14 protein-coding genes, 2 tRNA genes and 3 rRNA genes are annotated in these 21,355 nt (G+C 57.5%); 10 read left to right on the forward strand and 9 right to left on the reverse strand.

Annotation, left to right across the window (positions count from 1 at the left end; genetic code table 11):
- Nucleotides 1-5: 5 nt before the first annotated feature.
- From rrf to AB4P91_RS01935, 7 genes are all read right to left on the reverse strand, one after another.
- A 5S ribosomal RNA gene (rrf, locus tag AB4P91_RS01905) occupies nt 6-121 on the reverse strand.
- Nucleotides 122-272: 151 nt separating this feature from the next.
- A 23S ribosomal RNA gene (locus AB4P91_RS01910) occupies nt 273-3,166 on the reverse strand.
- A gap of 248 nt (nt 3,167-3,414) precedes the next feature.
- Nucleotides 3,415-3,490, reverse strand: a tRNA-Ala gene (locus tag AB4P91_RS01915).
- 30 nt (nt 3,491-3,520) lie between these two features.
- A tRNA-Ile gene (locus AB4P91_RS01920) sits at nt 3,521-3,597 on the reverse strand.
- Between the two features lie 81 nt (nt 3,598-3,678).
- Nucleotides 3,679-5,215, reverse strand: a 16S ribosomal RNA gene (locus AB4P91_RS01925).
- The 16S, 23S and 5S rRNA genes sit together here with 2 tRNA genes alongside, the layout of an rRNA operon.
- Nucleotides 5,216-5,845: 630 nt before the next feature.
- A complete protein-coding gene (locus AB4P91_RS01930) occupies nt 5,846-7,339 on the reverse strand; it encodes a CoA-acylating methylmalonate-semialdehyde dehydrogenase (protein ID WP_395604212.1) in 1,494 nt (497 codons plus the stop codon).
- A gap of 76 nt (nt 7,340-7,415) precedes the next feature.
- On the reverse strand, nt 7,416-8,765 hold the full coding sequence (locus AB4P91_RS01935; RefSeq protein WP_395604213.1) for an aspartate aminotransferase family protein: 1,350 nt from the start codon (nt 8,763-8,765) through the stop codon (nt 7,416-7,418).
- Between the two features lie 138 nt (nt 8,766-8,903).
- Here AB4P91_RS01935 and AB4P91_RS01940 point away from each other — a divergent pair, with 138 nt between their 5' ends.
- From AB4P91_RS01940 to AB4P91_RS01970, 7 genes are all read left to right on the forward strand, one after another.
- Nucleotides 8,904-9,824 (forward strand): LysR family transcriptional regulator, encoded by a 921-nt coding sequence (locus tag AB4P91_RS01940; RefSeq protein ID WP_150594158.1) that lies wholly within the window; start codon nt 8,904-8,906, stop codon nt 9,822-9,824.
- Between the two features lie 121 nt (nt 9,825-9,945).
- Entirely contained in the window at nt 9,946-11,334 is a 1,389-nt protein-coding gene (locus tag AB4P91_RS01945; protein WP_150596155.1) for a uracil-xanthine permease family protein, read from the forward strand.
- Nucleotides 11,335-11,423: 89 nt separating this feature from the next.
- Nucleotides 11,424-12,074, forward strand: a complete 651-nt coding sequence (locus tag AB4P91_RS01950; RefSeq protein ID WP_150687495.1) for a TetR/AcrR family transcriptional regulator — start codon at nt 11,424-11,426, stop codon at nt 12,072-12,074.
- A 7-nt stretch (nt 12,075-12,081) separates the two neighbouring features.
- Nucleotides 12,082-12,663 carry a YigZ family protein gene (locus AB4P91_RS01955; RefSeq protein ID WP_150594155.1) on the forward strand — a complete coding sequence of 194 codons (582 nt, stop codon included), beginning with the start codon at nt 12,082-12,084 and terminating at the stop codon, nt 12,661-12,663.
- A gap of 558 nt (nt 12,664-13,221) precedes the next feature.
- Nucleotides 13,222-14,769 carry an ABC transporter ATP-binding protein gene (locus tag AB4P91_RS01960; protein ID WP_395604214.1) on the forward strand — a complete coding sequence of 516 codons (1,548 nt, stop codon included), beginning with the start codon at nt 13,222-13,224 and terminating at the stop codon, nt 14,767-14,769.
- A 13-nt stretch (nt 14,770-14,782) separates the two neighbouring features.
- On the forward strand, nt 14,783-15,889 hold the full coding sequence (locus AB4P91_RS01965) for an ABC transporter permease (protein ID WP_395604215.1): 1,107 nt from the start codon (nt 14,783-14,785) through the stop codon (nt 15,887-15,889).
- Complete coding sequence (locus tag AB4P91_RS01970; RefSeq protein ID WP_395604216.1) at nt 15,889-16,815, forward strand: ABC transporter permease; 927 nt, start codon at nt 15,889-15,891, stop codon at nt 16,813-16,815. The genes AB4P91_RS01965 and AB4P91_RS01970 overlap by 1 nt, the downstream gene beginning before the upstream one ends.
- 73 nt (nt 16,816-16,888) lie before the next feature.
- On the opposite strand, the gene AB4P91_RS01975 is transcribed toward AB4P91_RS01970, so the two are convergent.
- Nucleotides 16,889-17,323, reverse strand: a complete 435-nt coding sequence (locus AB4P91_RS01975) for a hypothetical protein (RefSeq protein ID WP_395604217.1) — start codon at nt 17,321-17,323, stop codon at nt 16,889-16,891.
- 84 nt (nt 17,324-17,407) lie between these two features.
- Between AB4P91_RS01975 and AB4P91_RS01980 the strand changes: the two genes are divergently transcribed.
- The 3 genes from AB4P91_RS01980 to AB4P91_RS01990 all read left to right on the forward strand — a co-directional run bounded on the left by AB4P91_RS01980 (nt 17,408) and on the right by AB4P91_RS01990 (nt 20,080).
- Entirely contained in the window at nt 17,408-17,764 is a 357-nt protein-coding gene (locus AB4P91_RS01980) for a MerR family transcriptional regulator (RefSeq protein ID WP_150594151.1), read from the forward strand.
- Between the two features lie 17 nt (nt 17,765-17,781).
- Nucleotides 17,782-18,468: an SDR family oxidoreductase gene (locus tag AB4P91_RS01985; protein WP_150596149.1), complete on the forward strand. Its 687-nt coding sequence runs from the start codon at nt 17,782-17,784 to the stop codon at nt 18,466-18,468.
- A 253-nt stretch (nt 18,469-18,721) separates the two neighbouring features.
- Nucleotides 18,722-20,080, forward strand: coding sequence for an 8-oxoguanine deaminase (locus AB4P91_RS01990; protein ID WP_395604218.1), 1,359 nt, complete (start codon nt 18,722-18,724; stop codon nt 20,078-20,080).
- A gap of 124 nt (nt 20,081-20,204) precedes the next feature.
- On the opposite strand, the gene AB4P91_RS01995 is transcribed toward AB4P91_RS01990, so the two are convergent.
- Nucleotides 20,205-21,296, reverse strand: a complete 1,092-nt coding sequence (locus tag AB4P91_RS01995; protein ID WP_150594148.1) for a calcium:proton antiporter — start codon at nt 21,294-21,296, stop codon at nt 20,205-20,207.
- Nucleotides 21,297-21,355 lie beyond the last annotated feature (59 nt).

A 21,355-nucleotide genomic window follows, 5' to 3' on the forward strand; every position in this document is an offset into this window, starting at 1 on the left:
TTTAATCTTGACGATGACCTACTCTCACATGGGGAAACCCCACACTACCATCGGCGATGCATCGTTTCACTGCTGAGTTCGGGATGGGATCAGGTGGTTCCAACGCTCTATGGTCGTCAAGAAATTCGGGTACTGAGTCGTGACCAAGTGGTCTCGCTTCAGCAAATTGGGTATGTGACAGCTTTCGGTGTTTTGTGAACATCGAACTTTCGGTTCGTTTCGTCTTCACACACCGCAATCTGGCCTTTCGACGCAAATTGCTTGGGTGTTATATGGTCAAGCCTCACGGGCAATTAGTATTGGTTAGCTCAACGCCTCACAGCGCTTACACACCCAACCTATCAACGTCGTAGTCTTCGACGGCCCTTTAGGGAACTCAAGGTTCCAGTGAGATCTCATCTTGAGGCAAGTTTCCCGCTTAGATGCTTTCAGCGGTTATCTTTCCCGAACATAGCTACCCGGCAATGCCACTGGCGTGACAACCGGAACACCAGAGGTTCGTCCACTCCGGTCCTCTCGTACTAGGAGCAGCCCCTCTCAAATCTCAAACGTCCACGGCAGATAGGGACCGAACTGTCTCACGACGTTCTAAACCCAGCTCGCGTACCACTTTAAATGGCGAACAGCCATACCCTTGGGACCGGCTTCAGCCCCAGGATGTGATGAGCCGACATCGAGGTGCCAAACACCGCCGTCGATATGAACTCTTGGGCGGTATCAGCCTGTTATCCCCGGAGTACCTTTTATCCGTTGAGCGATGGCCCTTCCATACAGAACCACCGGATCACTAAGACCTACTTTCGTACCTGCTCGACGTGTCTGTCTCGCAGTCAAGCGCGCTTTTGCCTTTATACTCTACGACCGATTTCCGACCGGTCTGAGCGCACCTTCGTACTCCTCCGTTACTCTTTAGGAGGAGACCGCCCCAGTCAAACTACCCACCATACACTGTCCTCGATCCGGATAACGGACCTGAGTTAGAACCTCAAAGTTGCCAGGGTGGTATTTCAAGGTTGGCTCCACGCGAACTGGCGTCCACGCTTCAAAGCCTCCCACCTATCCTACACAAGCAAATTCAAAGTCCAGTGCAAAGCTATAGTAAAGGTTCACGGGGTCTTTCCGTCTAGCCGCGGATACACTGCATCTTCACAGCGATTTCAATTTCACTGAGTCTCGGGTGGAGACAGCGCCGCCATCGTTACGCCATTCGTGCAGGTCGGAACTTACCCGACAAGGAATTTCGCTACCTTAGGACCGTTATAGTTACGGCCGCCGTTTACCGGGGCTTCGATCAAGAGCTTCGCGTTAGCTAACCCCATCAATTAACCTTCCGGCACCGGGCAGGCGTCACACCCTATACGTCCACTTTCGTGTTTGCAGAGTGCTGTGTTTTTAATAAACAGTCGCAGCGGCCTGGTATCTTCGACCGGCATGAGCTTACGGAGCAAGTCCTTCACCCTCACCGGCGCACCTTCTCCCGAAGTTACGGTGCCATTTTGCCTAGTTCCTTCACCCGAGTTCTCTCAAGCGCCTTGGTATTCTCTACCCAACCACCTGTGTCGGTTTGGGGTACGGTTCCTGGTTACCTGAAGCTTAGAAGCTTTTCTTGGAAGCATGGCATCAACCACTTCGTCATCTAAAAGATAACTCGTCATCAGCTCTCGGCCTTAGAATCCCGGATTTACCTAAGATTCCAGCCTACCACCTTAAACTTGGACAACCAACGCCAAGCTGGCCTAGCCTTCTCCGTCCCTCCATCGCAATAACCAGAAGTACAGGAATATTAACCTGTTTTCCATCGACTACGCTTTTCAGCCTCGCCTTAGGGACCGACTAACCCTGCGTCGATTAACGTTGCGCAGGAAACCTTGGTCTTTCGGCGTGGGTGTTTTTCACACCCATTGTCGTTACTCATGTCAGCATTCGCACTTCTGATACCTCCAGCAAGCTTCTCAACTCACCTTCACAGGCTTACAGAACGCTCCTCTACCGCATCATCCTAAGATGATACCCGTAGCTTCGGTGTATGGTTTGAGCCCCGTTACATCTTCCGCGCAGGCCGACTCGACTAGTGAGCTATTACGCTTTCTTTAAAGGGTGGCTGCTTCTAAGCCAACCTCCTAGCTGTCTAAGCCTTCCCACATCGTTTCCCACTTAACCATAACTTTGGGACCTTAGCTGACGGTCTGGGTTGTTTCCCTTTTCACGACGGACGTTAGCACCCGCCGTGTGTCTCCCATGCTCGGCACTTGTAGGTATTCGGAGTTTGCATCGGTTTGGTAAGTCGGGATGACCCCCTAGCCGAAACAGTGCTCTACCCCCTACAGTGATACATGAGGCGCTACCTAAATAGCTTTCGAGGAGAACCAGCTATCTCCGAGCTTGATTAGCCTTTCACTCCGATCCACAGGTCATCCGCTAACTTTTCAACGGTAGTCGGTTCGGTCCTCCAGTTAGTGTTACCCAACCTTCAACCTGCCCATGGATAGATCGCCCGGTTTCGGGTCTATTCCCAGCGACTAGACGCCCTATTAAGACTCGCTTTCGCTACGCCTCCCCTATTCGGTTAAGCTCGCCACTGAAAATAAGTCGCTGACCCATTATACAAAAGGTACGCAGTCACAGAACAAAGTCTGCTCCCACTGCTTGTACGCATACGGTTTCAGGATCTATTTCACTCCCCTCTCCGGGGTTCTTTTCGCCTTTCCCTCACGGTACTAGTTCACTATCGGTCAGTCAGTAGTATTTAGCCTTGGAGGATGGTCCCCCCATATTCAGACAAAGTTTCTCGTGCTCCGTCCTACTCGATTTCATGACTAAGAGATTTTCGCGTACAGGGCTATCACCCACTATGGCCGCACTTTCCAGAGCGTTCCGCTAATCTCAAAGCCACTTAAGGGCTAGTCCCCGTTCGCTCGCCACTACTAAGGGAATCTCGGTTGATTTCTTTTCCTCAGGGTACTTAGATGTTTCAGTTCCCCTGGTTCGCCTCTTGCACCTATGTATTCAGTACAAGATAACCATCTTATGATGGCTGGGTTCCCCCATTCAGACATCTCCGGATCAAAGTCTGTTTGCCGACTCCCCGAAGCTTTTCGCAGGCTACCACGTCTTTCATCGCCTCTGACTGCCAAGGCATCCACCGTATGCGCTTCTTCACTTGACCATATAACCCCAAGCAATCTGGTTATACTGTGAAGACGACATTCGCCGAAAATTCGATAATACTCAATTCAGAGTAACTCACAAATTTTACCTTAGCCTGATCCGTTACCAGTGAAAGTAACGTTCAGTCTATCTTTCTATCACATACCCAAATTTTTAAAGAACGATCTAATCAAAGACTAGAAATCAACATTCACCATCTTTCAATGGAATGCTCATTTCTAAGCTTTCATACGTCAGAAGCAGTAGTGGTGGAGCCAAGCGGGATCGAACCGCTGACCTCCTGCGTGCAAGGCAGGCGCTCTCCCAGCTGAGCTATGGCCCCGTATTTCTACAGGCGTTTCCCACACAAAATTGGTGGGTCTGGGCAGATTCGAACTGCCGACCTCACCCTTATCAGGGGTGCGCTCTAACCAACTGAGCTACAGACCCAATTTCGGGCTGCTTCTATCGTCTTCTTCAATGAATCAAGCAATTCGTGTGGGAGCTCATGGAGCAGCTGATGTCGTCGATTAAGGAGGTGATCCAGCCGCAGGTTCCCCTACGGCTACCTTGTTACGACTTCACCCCAGTCATGAATCACACCGTGGTAACCGTCCTCCCGAAGGTTAGACTAGCTACTTCTGGTGCAACCCACTCCCATGGTGTGACGGGCGGTGTGTACAAGGCCCGGGAACGTATTCACCGTGACATTCTGATTCACGATTACTAGCGATTCCGACTTCACGCAGTCGAGTTGCAGACTGCGATCCGGACTACGATCGGTTTTATGGGATTAGCTCCACCTCGCGGCTTGGCAACCCTTTGTACCGACCATTGTAGCACGTGTGTAGCCCAGGCCGTAAGGGCCATGATGACTTGACGTCATCCCCACCTTCCTCCGGTTTGTCACCGGCAGTCTCCTTAGAGTGCCCACCATTACGTGCTGGTAACTAAGGACAAGGGTTGCGCTCGTTACGGGACTTAACCCAACATCTCACGACACGAGCTGACGACAGCCATGCAGCACCTGTCTCAATGTTCCCGAAGGCACCAATCCATCTCTGGAAAGTTCATTGGATGTCAAGGCCTGGTAAGGTTCTTCGCGTTGCTTCGAATTAAACCACATGCTCCACCGCTTGTGCGGGCCCCCGTCAATTCATTTGAGTTTTAACCTTGCGGCCGTACTCCCCAGGCGGTCAACTTAATGCGTTAGCTGCGCCACTAAGAGCTCAAGGCTCCCAACGGCTAGTTGACATCGTTTACGGCGTGGACTACCAGGGTATCTAATCCTGTTTGCTCCCCACGCTTTCGCACCTCAGTGTCAGTATCAGTCCAGGTGGTCGCCTTCGCCACTGGTGTTCCTTCCTATATCTACGCATTTCACCGCTACACAGGAAATTCCACCACCCTCTACCATACTCTAGCTTGTCAGTTTTGAATGCAGTTCCCAGGTTGAGCCCGGGGATTTCACATCCAACTTAACAAACCACCTACGCGCGCTTTACGCCCAGTAATTCCGATTAACGCTTGCACCCTCTGTATTACCGCGGCTGCTGGCACAGAGTTAGCCGGTGCTTATTCTGTCGGTAACGTCAAAACACTAACGTATTAGGTTAATGCCCTTCCTCCCAACTTAAAGTGCTTTACAATCCGAAGACCTTCTTCACACACGCGGCATGGCTGGATCAGGCTTTCGCCCATTGTCCAATATTCCCCACTGCTGCCTCCCGTAGGAGTCTGGACCGTGTCTCAGTTCCAGTGTGACTGATCATCCTCTCAGACCAGTTACGGATCGTCGCCTTGGTGAGCCATTACCTCACCAACTAGCTAATCCGACCTAGGCTCATCTGATAGCGCAAGGCCCGAAGGTCCCCTGCTTTCTCCCGTAGGACGTATGCGGTATTAGCGTTCCTTTCGAAACGTTGTCCCCCACTACCAGGCAGATTCCTAGGCATTACTCACCCGTCCGCCGCTGAATTCAGGAGCAAGCTCCTGTCATCCGCTCGACTTGCATGTGTTAGGCCTGCCGCCAGCGTTCAATCTGAGCCATGATCAAACTCTTCAGTTCAAACATCTTTGGGTTTTTAAGAAACCCTAAACTTGGCTCAGCAATCGTTGGTTACATCTTTGATTTCTCGCGGAGTAACTTGTGATGCTGATAATCTTGTTGACTATCAGTCTGACTCCACAAGCACCCACACGAATTGCTTGATTCAGTTGTTAAAGAGCGGTTGGTTAAGATCTTTCGTCTCAACCGAGGCGCGCATTCTACAGCAGCCTCATTTGCTGTCAAGTGATTATTTTCAGAAGTTTTCGAAGAATTCTTCAACAACTTCAACCACTTGCGCTTCCGATCTCTCGTTAGCGGGAGGCGAATTCTACAGCGTTACTCGCTGTTGTCAACACCTCTTTTTCTCCGCTTTCGACCGAGAAGATCGAACCGTTAAAAGAGCCAAACATCACCGCTCTTTCAACTTCTTCCAGGCCTCGATGAATTGAAGCGACCCGCTCTCGAAACCTACTTAACTCATTGAATCTCAAGGAGTTTTCCGTTTCGACTGCGCCGGAAGTGGGGCGAATTATAGACGTCTGGAATCTGCCGTCAACCGCTATTTTCATAATTCTGTCATATCAGTCAAAAAAGCCCGAAAACGCAAAGGCCGACCTTAAAAGGTCGGCCTTCTGCATGCCCTTCTACTTATAAGCTAGGGAATGCGAACTGCGAAGCCTCATGGCTCGCACGCTGAGGCCAGCGCTGAGTGATCGCCTTGCGACGTGTGTAGAAGCGCACGCCATCCGGGCCGTAGGCATGCAGGTCGCCGAACAGCGAACGCTTCCAGCCGCCAAAGCTGTGGTAAGCCACCGGCACCGGCAGAGGAACGTTGACGCCAACCATGCCGACTTCGATCTCATCACAGAACAGACGCGCCGCCTCACCATCACGGGTGAAGATGCAGGTGCCGTTACCGTATTCGTGATCGTTGATCAGTTGCATAGCCTCTTCCAGGCTGTTGACGCGAACAACGCACAGCACCGGACCGAAGATCTCTTCTTTATAGATGCGCATCTCAGGGGTGACGTTGTCGAACAGGCAGCCACCCAGGAAGAAGCCTTCCTCATGCCCTGCCACGCTCAGACCACGACCGTCGACCACCAGAGTCGCGCCCGCTGACACGCCGTCATCCACATAACCGCTGACCTTGTCGCGAGCTTGACCGGTAACCAGCGGTCCCATGTCCAGACCACAGGAAGTGCCGGCACCAATTTTCAGCGCCTTGATCTGTGGAACCAGTTTGGCCACCAGCGCATCCGCAACCTGGTCGCCCACACACACGGCTACCGAAATCGCCATGCAGCGCTCACCGCAGGAACCGTACGCCGCGCCCATCAGTGCGCTGACCGCGTTGTCCAGATCTGCATCGGGCATGAGCACCGCATGATTCTTCGCGCCGCCCAGTGCCTGCACACGCTTGCCGCGCTTGGTGCCTTCGGCGTAGATGTATTCAGCAATGGGCGTCGAACCGACGAAGCTCAGCGCTTTGACTTCCGGCGCTTCGATCAACGCGTCTACCGCAGTCTTGTCACCGTGTACCACGCTCATTACGCCTTTTGGCAGACCCGCTTCCAGCAGCAGCTGAGCGATCAGCAGCGTGGAGCTTGGATCTCGCTCGGACGGTTTGAGGATGAAGCAGTTGCCGCAGACGATCGCCAGTGGGTACATCCACAACGGCACCATGGCCGGGAAGTTGAACGGCGTGATACCGGCAACAATGCCCAGCGGCTGGAAGTCCGACCAGGCGTCAATGTTCGGGCCGACGTTGCGGCTGTACTCGCCCTTGAGGATTTCCGGGGCGGCGCAGGCGAACTCGACGTTCTCGATACCGCGCTTCAGTTCGCCGGCAGCGTCTTCCAGGGTCTTGCCGTGTTCTTCGCTGATCAATTGCGAGATGCGCGCCTCGTTCTGCTCCAGCAGTTGCTTGAAGCGGAACATCACCTGGGCACGCTTGGCAGGTGGCGTGTTGCGCCAGGCCGGGAACGCAGCCTTGGCGGCATCGATGGCTTTCTGGATGGTTTCGCGGGTGGCCAGTGGCAGCTTGTGGATCGCCTGGCCGGTAGACGGGTTGAATACATCCACCGCGCGACCGTTCTCGGTCACCAGTTCACCATTGATCAAATGCGGGATAACGCTCATCGAAAACTCCTGAATTTTTGTCCACAGACACCCGAGCGGGGTGCCTGTGTTTTGTAGGCATATATAGAAGGAAAAATCAGTCGAGCTTGTTCAGCACTTCGCCGACCGCGTCGAACAGACGATCCAGGTCTTGCGGCTTGCTGTTGAAGGTTGGGCCGAACTGCAGGGTGTCGCCGCCGAAGCGCACGTAGAACCCGGCTTTCCACAACGCCATACCCGCTTCGAACGGACGCACGATGGCATCGCCATCCCGACCGGCAATCTGAATCGCACCGGCCAGACCGTAGTTGCGGATGTCGATGACGTTCTTCGAGCCTTTCAACCCGTGCAGCGCGTTCTCGAAATGCGGAGCGACTTCGGCGACGCTCTGCACCAGGTTTTCCTTTTGCAGCAGATCCAGTGCTGCCAGGCCAGCGGCGCACGCCACCGGGTGCGCCGAGTAGGTGTAGCCGTGCGGGAATTCCACGGCGTATTCCGGGGTCGCCTGGTTCATGAAGGTCTGGTAGATCTCGGAGCTGGCAATTACCGCGCCCATCGGGATCGCGCCGTTGGTGATTTGTTTGGCGATGCACATCAGGTCCGGGGTGACGCCAAAGCTGTCGGCACCGAACATCGAACCGGTGCGGCCGAAACCGGTGATCACTTCGTCGAACACCAGCAGGATGTTGTGCTGATCACAGATTTCACGCAGACGTTTCAGGTAACCCTGCGGCGGCACCAACACACCGGCGGAGCCGGCCATCGGCTCAACGAACACCGCGGCGATGTTCGAGGCGTCGTGCAGTTCGATCAGCTTCAGCAACTCGTCGGCCAGGGCGATACCGCCCTGCTCCGGCATGCCGCGGGAGAACGCATTGCTCGCCAGCAACGTGTGCGGCAGGTGATCAACGTCCATCATCGACTGACCGAACAGCTTGCGGTTGCCGTTCACGCCGCCGAGGCTGGTGCCGGCGATGTTCACGCCGTGATAACCCCGGGCACGACCGATCATTTTGGTCTTGGTCGCCTGACCTTTCAGACGCCAGTAGGCACGGACCATTTTCACCGCCGTGTCGGCGCACTCGGAGCCGGAGTCGGTGAAGAACACGTGGTTCAGGTTGCCTGGGGTCAGGTCAGTGATTTTTTCGGCCAGTTGAAAGGACAACGGATGGCCGTACTGGAAGCCCGGCGAGTAATCGAGGGTGCCCAGTTGTTTCGAAACCGCTTCCTGAATTTCCTTGCGAGTGTGCCCGGCGCCGCAGGTCCACAGACCCGACAGCGAGTCGTACACCTTGCGGCCTTTGTCATCGATGAGCCAACTGCCTTCGGCACCCACGATCAGACGCGGATCGCGCTGAAAGTTACGGTTGGCGGTGTACGGCATCCAGTGCGCGTCCAGCTTCAGTTGGCTGGCCAATGGCGACGGAGCGTTTTCGAGCATGTTCATCGGGCAAAACCTCGCAGGGCTCAAGCTTCAGGGAGATAAAAGTCGTTGTTGCAGCTAAATTGCCACGCGGATAAAGTCGGTGAAATCCAACTCTTCTAACCTTCAGTTAGACCATCACTAAACTTTGAGCGATTAAACATGAGCAGCCGCCGCCCCGATCCGCTGGCCCAGGTCAGTGACTTTGATATTCGCCTGCTGCGGATCTTTCGCAGCGTGGTGGAATCCGGCGGCTTCTCGGCGGCGGAAACCGTGCTCGGCATCGGGCGCTCGGCGATCAGCCAGCAGATGAGCGATCTGGAGCAACGCCTCGGATTGCGTTTGTGTCAGCGTGGCCGCGCTGGATTCTCCCTGACCGAAGAAGGTCGCGAGGTCTATCAATCAGCCCTGCAGTTATTGAGTGCGCTGGAAAGTTTTCGCACCGAGGTCAACGGCCTGCACCAACACTTGCGTGGCGAGTTGATCATCGGTCTGACCGATAACCTGGTCACCCTGCCCCACATGCGCATCACCCACGCCCTCGCCCAATTGAAGGAGCGCGGGCCGGATGTGCAAATCCAGATCCGCATGATTGCGCCGAATGAAGTCGAACAAGGCGTGCTGGACGGTCGCCTGCATGTCGGCGTGGTGCCGCAGGCCAGCGCGCTTTCCGGGTTGGAATATCAACCGTTGTACAGCGAACGCTCACTGCTTTATTGCGCGGTCGGTCATCCACTGTTTTATGTCGATGACAAACAACTCGATGACGAACGCCTTGATAGTCAGGACGCCATCGCCCCGACGTTTCGCTTGCCGGGGGATATCCAGGCGCATTATCAGGCGCTCAACTGCACGGCCAGTGCCTCCGACCGTGAGGGCATGGCGTTTCTGATTCTGACCGGGCGCTACATTGGTTATCTGCCGGATCATTACGCCAGCCTTTGGGTACAGCAAGGACGTTTACGCGCACTCAAGGCCGATACACGTTTTTATGATTTGAGTCTGGCATCGGTCACGCGCAAGGGCCGGCGCCCTCATTTGGTGCTGGAAAGCTTTCTGGAAAGTCTGGCGGCGACGCGTTAAACATTGCCCGCCGCCCAGCCACGTTAGGCCGTAGAGACAAAACCAAGCAATAACCTGAGCAAGTGGACAGCTTTTTGCAAAGCAGGATCAACCTCGATCCATCAACAAGAAGCCCAACGCCATGCAGCCAGATTCCGAACCGTCCAGCGACTTGATCTACGGCCTCAACGACCGCCCGAAACCGCTGGCCGCGACCCTCGCCGCCCTGCAACACGTGCTCGCCAGTTTCGTCGGCATCATCACCCCACCGCTGGTGATCGGCTCGGCGCTTGGGCTGACCGCGCATTTGCCTTACCTGATCAGCATGGCGCTGATGGTGTCAGGGGTCGGCACGTTTATTCAGGCTCGCCGGCCGTTCGGGATTGGCGCCGGGATGATCTGCTTGCAAGGCACCAGTTTCGCCTTTCTTGGCGCGGTGCTGTCGGCCGGGTTTCTGGTCAAGCAACGTGGCGGCAGCCCGGAAGACATTCTGGCGATGATCTTTGGCGTGTGCTTTTTCGGTGCGATTGTGCAGATCGTGCTCAGCCGTTTCATTGGTCAACTGCGCAGGGTGGTCACGCCGCTGGTGACCGGGATTGTCATCACACTGATCGGCATCAGCCTGATCAAGGTCGGCATCACCGATCTCGGCGGAGGTTTCAATGCCCCGGACTTCGGCGCGCCGGGCAATCTGGCGCTGGGCGTATTCGTGTTGCTGACGATCATTTTGCTCAACCGCTCGAACACGCCGTGGGTGCGGCTGTCGGCAATCATCATTGGTCTGCTGCTCGGGAGCCTGGCGGCGTGGTTCAGTGGGAAACTGGTTCCGCAGCCGTTGCCAGACTTGCCGCTGATGAGTTTTCCTACACCGTTCAAGTTCGGATTCAGTTTTGACTGGACCGCGTTCCTGCCGGTCGCGCTGATTTATCTGATCAGCACCATCGAAACCGTCGGCGACCTCACCGCCAATTGCATGCTCGCCCGCCAACCCATCAGTGGCCCTTCTTATATAAGCCGCTTGCGCGGCGGTGTACTGGGTGATGGCGTGAGCTGCATGATCGCCGCAACGTTCAGCGCCTTCCCCAACACCACGTTTGCGCAAAACAACGGCGTGATTCAGCTGACCGGCGTTGCCAGCCGCTACGTTGGCCTTTACATCGGCGCGATCCTGTTTTGTCTAGGCCTGTTTCCAATGATTGGTGCGGTGCTGCAACAGATACCGAAACCAGTACTCGGCGGCGCCACTCTGGTGATGTTCGGTGCCGTCGCCGCTGCCGGTGTGCGCATCCTCGCGCAGTCGCCGCTGGATCGGCGCAGCATGCTGATCATCGCCACTTCGTTCGGCGTCGGCTTGGGCATCGCCGCACAACCGAACCTGCTCCACCTGCTGCCGAAACTGGTGCAAAACCTGTTCGACTCGGCGATTACCAGCGGCGGGCTGACGGCAATCATCCTTTGCCTGCTGCTGCCGGAAGCCAAAACAGCCCCCGCTGAAGTACAGGCGCCGCTGAACAAGATCGAACAGGCGTAACGGTTTTTATCGCCTGAGGACTTGTCGGATACTTGTGGGTGCGCTATCAACGCAACTGGTTGCACCCACAGACAAACCCGGAAGTGCCTATGACCTTTGAAGTCCCCGCTCACGGCGGCAAGCCCGCCAGCCGCATTCGTCAGAAGAACGAAGAGACCATTCTCAAAGCCGCCGAAGACGAGTTCGCCCGTCACGGGTACAAAGGCACCAGCATGAACACCATCGCCCAGAATGCCGGGTTGCCCAAGGCTAACCTGCATTACTACTTCACCAACAAGTTGGGGCTGTACGTGGCGGTGCTGAGCAACATCATCGAGTTGTGGGACAGCACCTTCAACACCCTCACTGCCGAAGACGATCCGGCCGAAGCGCTGACCCGCTACATTCGCGCCAAAATGGAATACTCCCGTCGCCAGCCACAAGCCTCGCGAATCTTTGCGATGGAAGTGATCAGCGGCGGCGAATGCCTGAGCGAGTATTTCAACCAGGACTACCGCGCCTGGTTCCAGGGCCGCGCGGCGGTGTTTCAGGCGTGGATCGATGCCGGCAAAATGGACCCGGTCGACCCGGTGCACCTGATCTTCCTGTTGTGGGGCAGCACCCAGCACTACGCCGACTTCGCCACGCAGATCTGCCGCGTCAGCGGGCGCAGCAAGTTGACCAAGCAGGACATGGAAGACGCTGGCAACAATCTGATCCGTATCATTCTCAAAGGCTGCGGCCTCACTCCTTCTCTATAAGACGTTTATGCCTTTCACCCTCAGCGGTTTTTGCGAGTACCGCGAAGAGATTCGCAAAAGCCGCTTTATCACTTTCGCTGCACCGATCAGCAACCCCGCTGACGCGCAGGCGTTCTTCGAACAGCACAGCGACTTGAACGCCTCGCACAATTGCTGGGCATGGAAACTCGGCGATCAATATCGCAGCAATGACGACGGCGAACCGGGCGGCACGGCCGGGCGACCGATTCTGGCGGCGATTGAAGCGCAGGATTGCGATCAGGTCGCGGTGCTGGTGATCCGCTGGTACGGCGGCATTCAACTGGGCACCGGCGGTTTGGCGCGGGCCTACGGCGGGGGTGCGAACAAGTGCCTGCAAACGGCGGCGAAAGTCGAGTTGATCAGCCGCGTGCCCTTGCGTTGTGCCTGCGGCTTTGCCGAGTTGGCATTGGTGAAGTTGCGGGTGGCGGATCTGGGCGGACTGGTGGTGGAGGAAAACTTCACCTCCAATGGTGTGGAATTGCAGTTGGCAGTGGGTGAGGCGCAGATTGAATTGTTGCAGCGCCAATTGGCAGATTTGAGTCGCGGAAGGATTCTGCTGCAGCGTTAAAGCAAGATCAAAGGATCGTCCGAAGGCTGCGATCTTTTAGGGCATCCCCGTTTTCCTTATTTCACGCAGTTGCCCACATCGGCTGTGCACCCGGCTGTGGATAACCTGAGCACATCCCGCTGTAACCCTTCTGTCATGCGGCTTTGCACGATTTGTTCACTTTTCGTTCAATTCCCCCGACGAAAGGCAAATCCCACGCAAAAACAATCAGTTACCTCGGTTTATCACCATTAGAAGAAAGCACCACGGTGCTTATGCCCTTGATTGCATGTTGCGCACAAATACTGTGGAACAACCTGTGGATAAGCCGTTCATGACTGGCGCAGTTGCAGATTGCACATAGCTCCGGCGCTATTGCTCGTTTTTTGATCAGTTGCCTGCGGGCAAAAGTGGAGCTTGATCAACGGCTTCGCCCCCAAGTGGTGCTCATTGTTACGCCGAATTTACTGCAAGTGCTCTGCGACAGGCGCAGGGGATCGGTGTCTTCAGGTGTTCCTGACTCAATGGCCAGGAAATTGCTTTATCCACAGGCACAACTCCAAGCAAGTCGAGCCTGTCATGCCCATTGCCCCTCCTACTCCGCGCCTGCAACTGCGCCATATCAGCAAACGCTACCCCGGATGTCTGGCCAATGATGCGATTGATCTGAGCATTGCGCCCGGAGAAATCCATGCACTGCTCGGTGAAAACGGCGCGGGCAAAAGCACGCTGATGAAGATCATCTACGGCGTCACTCAGGCCGACGCGGGCGAGATGCTCTGGCAAGGTCAGCGCGTGAACATGCGCAACCCGGCCCAGGCGCGGCAGCTGGGGATCGGCATGGTCTTTCAACATTTCTCGCTGTTCGAAACCCTCAGCGTGGCGCAGAACATTGCGCTGGCGATGGGTGCGGCAGCGGGTACGCCGAAACAGCTTGAGCCGAAGATTCGCGAAGTCTCGCGGCGCTACGGCATGGCGCTGGAGCCTGAGCGACTTGTCCACAGCCTGTCGATTGGCGAGCGGCAACGGGTGGAAATCATTCGCTGCCTGATGCAAGACATCCGTCTGCTGATTCTCGATGAACCGACTTCGGTGCTGACGCCGCAGGAGGCCGACGATTTGTTCATCACCCTGCGCCGTCTCGCCGCCGAGGGTTGCAGCATTTTGTTTATCAGCCACAAGCTCGGAGAAGTTCGCGCTTTGTGCCACAGCGCAACGGTGTTGCGCGGCGGGCGAGTGGCCGGGCATTGCGTACCGGCCGAATGCTCGGATCAACAGTTGGCGCAGATGATGGTGGGCGAAGCGGCGGCGTTGATTGGCGACTATCCGAAGGTCAGCGGTGGCGCGGTGTTTTTGCAGGTCAGCGGTTTGAGCTGGCATAACCCGGACCCGTTTGGCTGCTCATTGGCAGGGATCGACTTGCAGGTGCGCAGCGGTGAAATCGTTGGCGTTGCCGGAGTCGCGGGCAATGGTCAGGACGAATTGCTTGCCCTGCTCAGTGGGGAGCAAACGCTGTCACGGGTCGAGGCCGAAACGATTCGTTTCGGTCATCAGGCCGTTGCTGATTTGCGCCCCGATGCGAGACGCAGACTCGGTCTGGCTTTCGTCCCGGCCGAGCGCCTCGGCCATGGCGCGGTGCCAGAGCTGAGTCTGGCCGACAACGCGCTGCTGACAGCCTTTCAACAAGGGCTGGTGAGCAACGGTTTGATCGAACGCGGCAAAGTCGATGCCCTCGCCCAGCAAATCATTCAACGCTTCGGGGTAAAAACGCCGAATACGCAAACCGCCGCCCGCAGCCTGTCCGGCGGCAATCTACAGAAATTCATCCTCGGCCGGGAAATCCTCCAGCAACCAAAACTGCTGATCGCCGCGCACCCGACCTGGGGCGTGGACGTCGGCGCCGGCGCGACCATCCACCGCGCGTTGATCGCCTTGCGCGACGCCGGCGCGGCGATTCTGGTGATTTCCGAAGACCTCGATGAACTGTTCCAGATCAGCGACCGCCTCGGCGCCTTGTGCGGCGGCAAGCTGTCGGCGCTGCAAAACACCACGGACACGCAACTGAGTGACGTCGGCGGCTGGATGGCCGGTCAGTTCGATGCCCCTCACCAACACGCCACGGTTTAACGGAGTTTCAAACATGCTGCTTTCCCTCGAACCCCGTGGTCAGCAATCACGGCTGATGCTCTGGTGCTCACCGCTATTGGCGGCGGCACTGACGCTCGGCTGCGGTTCGCTGCTGTTCATCGCACTCGGTCATGATCCGCTGCAAACCTTGCATACGCTGCTGATTGCGCCGGTCAGCGACTTGTACGGCGTTTCGGAATTACTGGTCAAAGCCCTGCCGATTCTGCTCTGCGCGCTGGGCCTGGCGGTGGCCTACCAAGCGCGAATCTGGAACATCGGCGCCGAAGGTCAACTGCTGCTTGGCGCGCTCGCCGGCAGTGCCTTGGCGGTGAATATCATCGACATGCAAAGCCGTTGGGCGCTGGTGCTGATTCTGCTGACCGGCACCCTCGCCGGCGCCGCATGGGCGGGGCTCACCGCATGGCTGCGCACACGCTTCAACGCCAACGAAATCCTCACCAGCATCATGCTCAATTACATCGCGCTGAACCTGCTGCTGTTCTGCGTACATGGGCCGCTGAAGGATCCTGCCGGGTTCAATTTTCCCGAGTCGGCGATGTTCGGCGACGCCAGCCGTTTGCCGCTGTTGCTGGAGGATGGCCGCGTGCATGCCGGGGTGTATTTCGCCCTGCTCGCGCTGGTCGCGGTGTGGGTGTTGTTGCAGAAGAGTTTAATCGGTTTCCAGATCAAAGTGCTGGGGCTCGACAAGCGTGCGGCAGGGTTCGTCGGCTTTCGCGAGAAGCGTTTGATCTGGCTTGCCCTGTTGATCAGCGGCGGGTTGGCAGGGCTTGCCGGGGTCTGCGAAGTCACCGGCCCGATCGGCCAATTGGTGCCGCAAGTGTCACCGGGTTATGGCTATGCGGCGATCACCGTGGCGTTTCTTGGGCGGCTCAACCCCATCGGGATTCTGTTCTCCAGCCTGCTGATGGCGCTGCTGTACATCGGGGGCGAAAACGCGCAGATGACACTCAATCTGCCGCAAGCAATCACGCAACTTTTTCAGGGAATGATGCTGTTTTTCCTGCTCGCCAGTGATGTGCTGATTCTCTATCGACCACGCCTGAATCTGCGCTGGGCACGACGCACACAGACCCCCACCGTAACCGCCGGAGCGCTGTGATGGATATCGATCTGCTGAGCAATATTTTCTTCGCGATGGTGCGTTGCGGCACACCGCTGCTGTTGGTGGCGCTGGGTGAACTGATCTGCGAGAAGAGCGGCGTGCTCAACCTCGGGCAGGAAGGGATGATGCTGTTTGGTGCGGTGATCGGTTTTATCGTCGCGCTCAACAGCGGCAACCTGTGGCTCGGCGTATTGCTGGCGATGCTCGCCGGGATGTTGCTGTCGTCGCTGTTCGCTTTGGTGGCGCTGGTGTTCAACGCCAATCAGGTAGCGACCGGCTTGGCCCTGACGATTTTTGGCGTGGGGTTGTCGACTTTCGTGGGGGCGGCGTGGGTCGGCAAACCATTGGCTGGATTCGAGCCGTTGGCGATTCCGTATCTGAGTGAAATCCCGCTGATCGGGCGGATGCTGTTCGCGCAGGATCTGCTGGTGTATCTGTCGTTTGGGCTGTTCGCCTTGGTGGCGTGGGTGATCATCAAAAGCCGTGTCGGGCTGATCATTCAAGCGGTCGGCGAGAACCCGGACGCGGCCAGCGCGATGGGCTTGCCGGTGTTGACCGTGCGCACCTTGGCGGTGCTTTTCGGCGGCGCAATGGCCGGGCTGGCCGGGGCGTATCTGTCGCTGGCGTACACGCCGATGTGGGCGGAAAACATGACGGCCGGGCGGGGCTGGATTGCCTTGGCACTGGTGGTGTTTGCCAGTTGGCGGGTGTGGCGGTTGCTGCTGGGCGCCTATCTGTTCGGCCTCGCCAGCATCCTGCACCTGGTGGCGCAGGGGTTGGGGCCGGCGATTCCGTCGAGCCTGCTGGCGATGCTGCCCTACGTGGCGACGATTGTGGTGCTGGTGTTGTTGTCGCGCGATGCGTTGCGGACGCGGTTGTATGCGCCGGTTTCGCTTGGGCAGCCTTGGCAGGCGGGGCATTAATGTGGTGATTTCACGGGCCTCATCGCTGGCAAGCCAGCTCCCACAGGGATCTCGGGTGTGAATGCGTTCTGTATTACACCACCGGAACCTGTGGGAGCTGGCCTACCAGCGATGAGGCCCTGACAGGCAACACCTGAGCGATGCCCCACGCCAGTTCGAAGACGAGGAATACCAGCAAAATCGAACTGGCACCCTGCAGCAGCGCATACCCCTGCCAAGCCGCAAACAGAAACCGCGCCGCCGCGTCATAACGTCCATAACGCGCCTGCGGATCACGAATCCGCAGCACCGCCCACACACAAACCACCGAGCCCAAAAGATTCGCCATCAACATGTGCATCGGCGCGAACGCCGGCAACTCACCGGGCAAATCCAGTGCCTGACCGAGCGCGGTCAAAACCCCATGCAACGCGGCAAAACTCCACGGCGTCACAAACGCCGCCGTGACAATCAGGTCGTACCAGGCGCTGCCGCGCACCACGTGTCGATATTGTGTTGAAGTCCACATCGTCCATGCTCCGGAAATTTGAGGAGCAACCACGGTAAAGCCTGGAGTATGCTCCAGGGTCAAGCCCTCTTCAGAGCATCACAAATGCGCATCGGTGAATTGGCACAGGCCAGCGCAGTCAGTCGCGACACGCTGCGGTTCTATGAGCAACGCGGATTGATCGCGGCGCAACGCAGTGCCAATGGTTATCGCGACTACCCGCCGCAAATGCTGCAACTGGTGCTCTACATCAAGACGGCGCAGCGCCTGGGTTTTACCCTCGGCGAGATCGGCGACAGCGTTGCCGCACTGTGGAACGCGCCTGATCCGCAAAACGCTGTGGCGCAATTGCTGCGCGACAAGCTGCAACTGATTGAAACCCGCATGAGCGAACTCGACGCGCTCCGGCATGAGTTGCAACTACGGCTCGGCCAGGCGTGTCCATTGAATCCTGAACTTTGACTTTCAAGGAACCCATCATGTCCCAGGCAAAAAACGCACTGATCATCGGCGCCTCCCGAGGCTTGGGCCTCGGGTTGGTGAAGACCCTGCTGGGCGACGGCTGGCAAGTGACCGCCACCGTGCGCAATCCCTCGAACGCCGAGGCGCTGCAAGCGCTGGGCAACGTGCGGATCGAGAAGCTCGACATGGATGACCAGCAAGCGGTGATCGCCTTGAGCCAACAGTTGAAGGGCGAAACTTTCGACCTGCTGTTCGTCAATGCCGGGGTCAAAGGCCCGGCAATACAGACCCCGGGTGGCGCGACACTTGCCGAAGTCGGTCAACTGTTTTTCACCAACGCGGTGGCGCCGATCAATCTGGCGCAACGCTTTGCCGGACAGATCCGCGATGGCAGCGGCGTGCTGGCGTTCATGAGCTCCGGGCTCGGCAGCGTGACGGTGCCGGATGCGCCGGAACTGGCGCTGTACAAGGCAAGCAAGGCAGCGTTGAACTCGATGACCAACAGTTTTGTCACGCAATTGGGCGAACAGAAACTGACCGTGCTGTCGCTGCATCCGGGTTGGGTGAAGACCGACATGGGCGGTGAAGGGGCTGACCTTGATGTGGACACCAGCACACGCGGACTGATTGATCAGGTGAATGCGTTTACCGGCAAGGGTGGGCATCACTTCATCAATTACAAAGGCGAAACCATTCCCTGGTAAACGCACAAATCCTGCGGGAGCCGGGCTTGCCCGCGATGACGGAGTGCCAGTCGCCACATAAGGTGGCTGAGCCGACGCAATCGCTGGCAAGCCAGCTCCCACAGGGATGAACGGTGTTCTGTCGGGTGGGGCTTGCCCGGCGCAACGATTTGTTTGAAACTGCGCACCTCGTCCGTCGCGGCGAACCTGGATCAGCAGACAGGGCAACACTGAGCTGGCAACCCTGAACCCACTTTCAGAGGAGCCGGCGACAATGCCTGCGACCCGTACCTGGTTAAAAAACCCCCTCGCCATTTTCACCTCCAACGAGCTCGATGCCCGTGGCGGTCTGGTACTGCAAGACGGCGTGATCGTCGAAGTGCTTGGCGCCGGTCAACAGCCGTCAGCGCCGTGCAATGAAGTGTTCGATGCCCGCGAGCATGTGATCCTGCCGGGCCTGATCAACACCCACCATCACTTCTATCAAACCCTGACACGCGCCTGGGCGCCGGTGGTCAATCAGCCGTTGTTCCCGTGGCTGAAAACCCTGTACCCGGTGTGGGCACGTCTGACGCCGGAAAAACTCGCCCTCGCCACCAAAGTCGCTCTGGCCGAGTTGCTGCTGTCGGGTTGCACCACCGCTGCCGATCATCATTATCTGTTCCCGGACGGCCTGGAAAACGCCATCGACGTGCAAGTCGAAACCGTGCGTGAACTGGGCATGCGCGCCATGCTCACCCGTGGCTCGATGAGCCTCGGCGAGAAGGACGGCGGCCTGCCGCCGCAGCAGACCGTGCAAGAAGGCCAGGTGATTCTCGACGACAGTCAGCGCCTGATCCACGCGTACCACGAGCGTGGCGACGGTGCGCAAATCCAGATCGCGCTGGCACCCTGCTCGCCGTTTTCAGTGACACCGGAAATCATGTCGGCCAGCGCCGAACTGGCGAATAAGCTCGACGTGCGCCTGCACACGCACCTGGCCGAAACCCTCGACGAAGAGGATTTCTGCCTGCAGCGTTTCGGCCTGCGCACCGTCGACTATCTGGACAGCGTCGGCTGGCTCGGCCCGCGCACCTGGCTGGCCCACGGCATCCACTTCAACCCGGACGAAATCGCCCGCCTCGGTCAGGCCGGCACTGGCATCTGTCATTGCCCAAGCTCGAACATGCGTCTGGCCTCGGGCATTTGCCCAAGCATTGATTTGACCGACGCCGGTGCGCTGTTCGGTCTGGGCGTGGATGGCTCGGCGTCCAACGATGCCTCGAACATGATCCTTGAAGCACGTCAGGCGCTGTACATCCAGCGCCTGCGTTATGGCGCCGAGAAAATCACCCCCGAGCGCGTGCTGGGCTGGGCGACCAAGGGCTCGGCGAGCCTGTTGGGCCGTACCGACATTGGTGAACTGTCGGTGGGCAAACAGGCTGATCTGGCGTTGTTCAAGCTCGATGAACTGCGCTTCTCTGGCAGCCACGATCCGATTTCAGCGCTGCTGCTGTGCGGCGCAGACCGGGCGGATCGAGTGATGATCGGCGGCAAGTGGCGCGTGGTTGATGGCCAGGTCGAAGGACTGGATCTGAAAGGCCTGATCGCCGATCACAGCCAGGCTGCTCGCCAGCTGATCGCCGGTACCTGATCCCAGCGGATCAAAACGGTGGGAGCGAGCCTGCTCGCGAAGAAGGAGTATCAGGCAACTTTTTTGTTGAATGACACTGCGCTTTCGCGAGCAGGCTCGCTCCCACAATTGTTTTGCAGTGGGCTTAAAGGCCTAGCAGGGACAGCATGATGAACGTCGCAAACAGCACAAAGTGCGTCATGCCTTCAATGGCATTGGTCTCGCCGTCATTGAGATTGATCGCGCTGACGATCAATGTGAGAAAGATCATCACCGTCTGCACCGGGGTCATTGCCATCTGAAAAGGCTGACCGGTGTACAGCGCCATCGCTTCCATCACCGGCACGGTGAGGATCACCGTCGACAGTGACGCGCCCATCGCAATGTTGACCACTGACTGCATGCGGTTGGCCAACGCCGCCCGCAACGCGGTCAAAATCTCTGGCGCCGCTGAAATCGCCGCCACCAGAATCGCCGTGATCACCGGCGGTGCGCCCGTCCCTTCCAGGCCCAGATCGAGGGTCTTGGACATCACCTCGGCCAATGCGCCGATCACCACAATGCCAAACACCAGAATGCCGATCGACAGGCCGATGCTCGGTGCTTTCGCCTGCGCGTCCTGCGGCTCTTTCTTGCGACGTTTGTCCGGGTAGCTGTAGCTGAAAAAGTAACTGTGCGGGCCGACCTGCATGCGCAGGAACAGCGCGTAAAGCAGCACCATTGCACCGATAGTGAACGCCGAATAGATCTTCCAGTTGGCCTCGGGAATGAACTCCGGCACCACCATCGACACGCCCATCGCCGTGAGGATCATCACGCTGTAGCTGCGCGCCGAATCGTCGTTGTAGGACTGCTCGCCATGCTTGATCCCGCCCATCAGCGCAGCGAGGCCGAGGATGCCGTTGATGTCGAGCATCACTGCCGAATAAATCGTGTCGCGCACCAGTGTGGGCGACGCTTCGTTGCTCATCATGATCGCCAGAATCACCACTTCCACCAGCACGGCGGCCAGCGTGAGGATCATCGTGCCGTAGGGGTCGCCGACTTTTTCAGCGAGCAATTCGGCGTGATGGGCGACGCGCATCGAAGCGGCGACGATGAACGCGATGAGCACCAGACCGGCAGTCAGCGCGACGATCTGGCCGCTGTGCAGCATCCAGTGTTCCAACGGATAAGCGACGACTGCGGCGAGCAGGGCCAGCAGCAGAAAGCTTTCTTGCTTGAGGATTGAGAGCATGACAGGCCTTTTTAACGCAGAGATTCCAATGAGCTACTGACTGCGGCGCGCCGCTAACG

It is taken from the genome of Pseudomonas sp. B21128, from assembly GCF_044218865.1.
GTDB classification, from domain to species: Bacteria; Pseudomonadota; Gammaproteobacteria; order Pseudomonadales; family Pseudomonadaceae; genus Aquipseudomonas; species Aquipseudomonas iridis.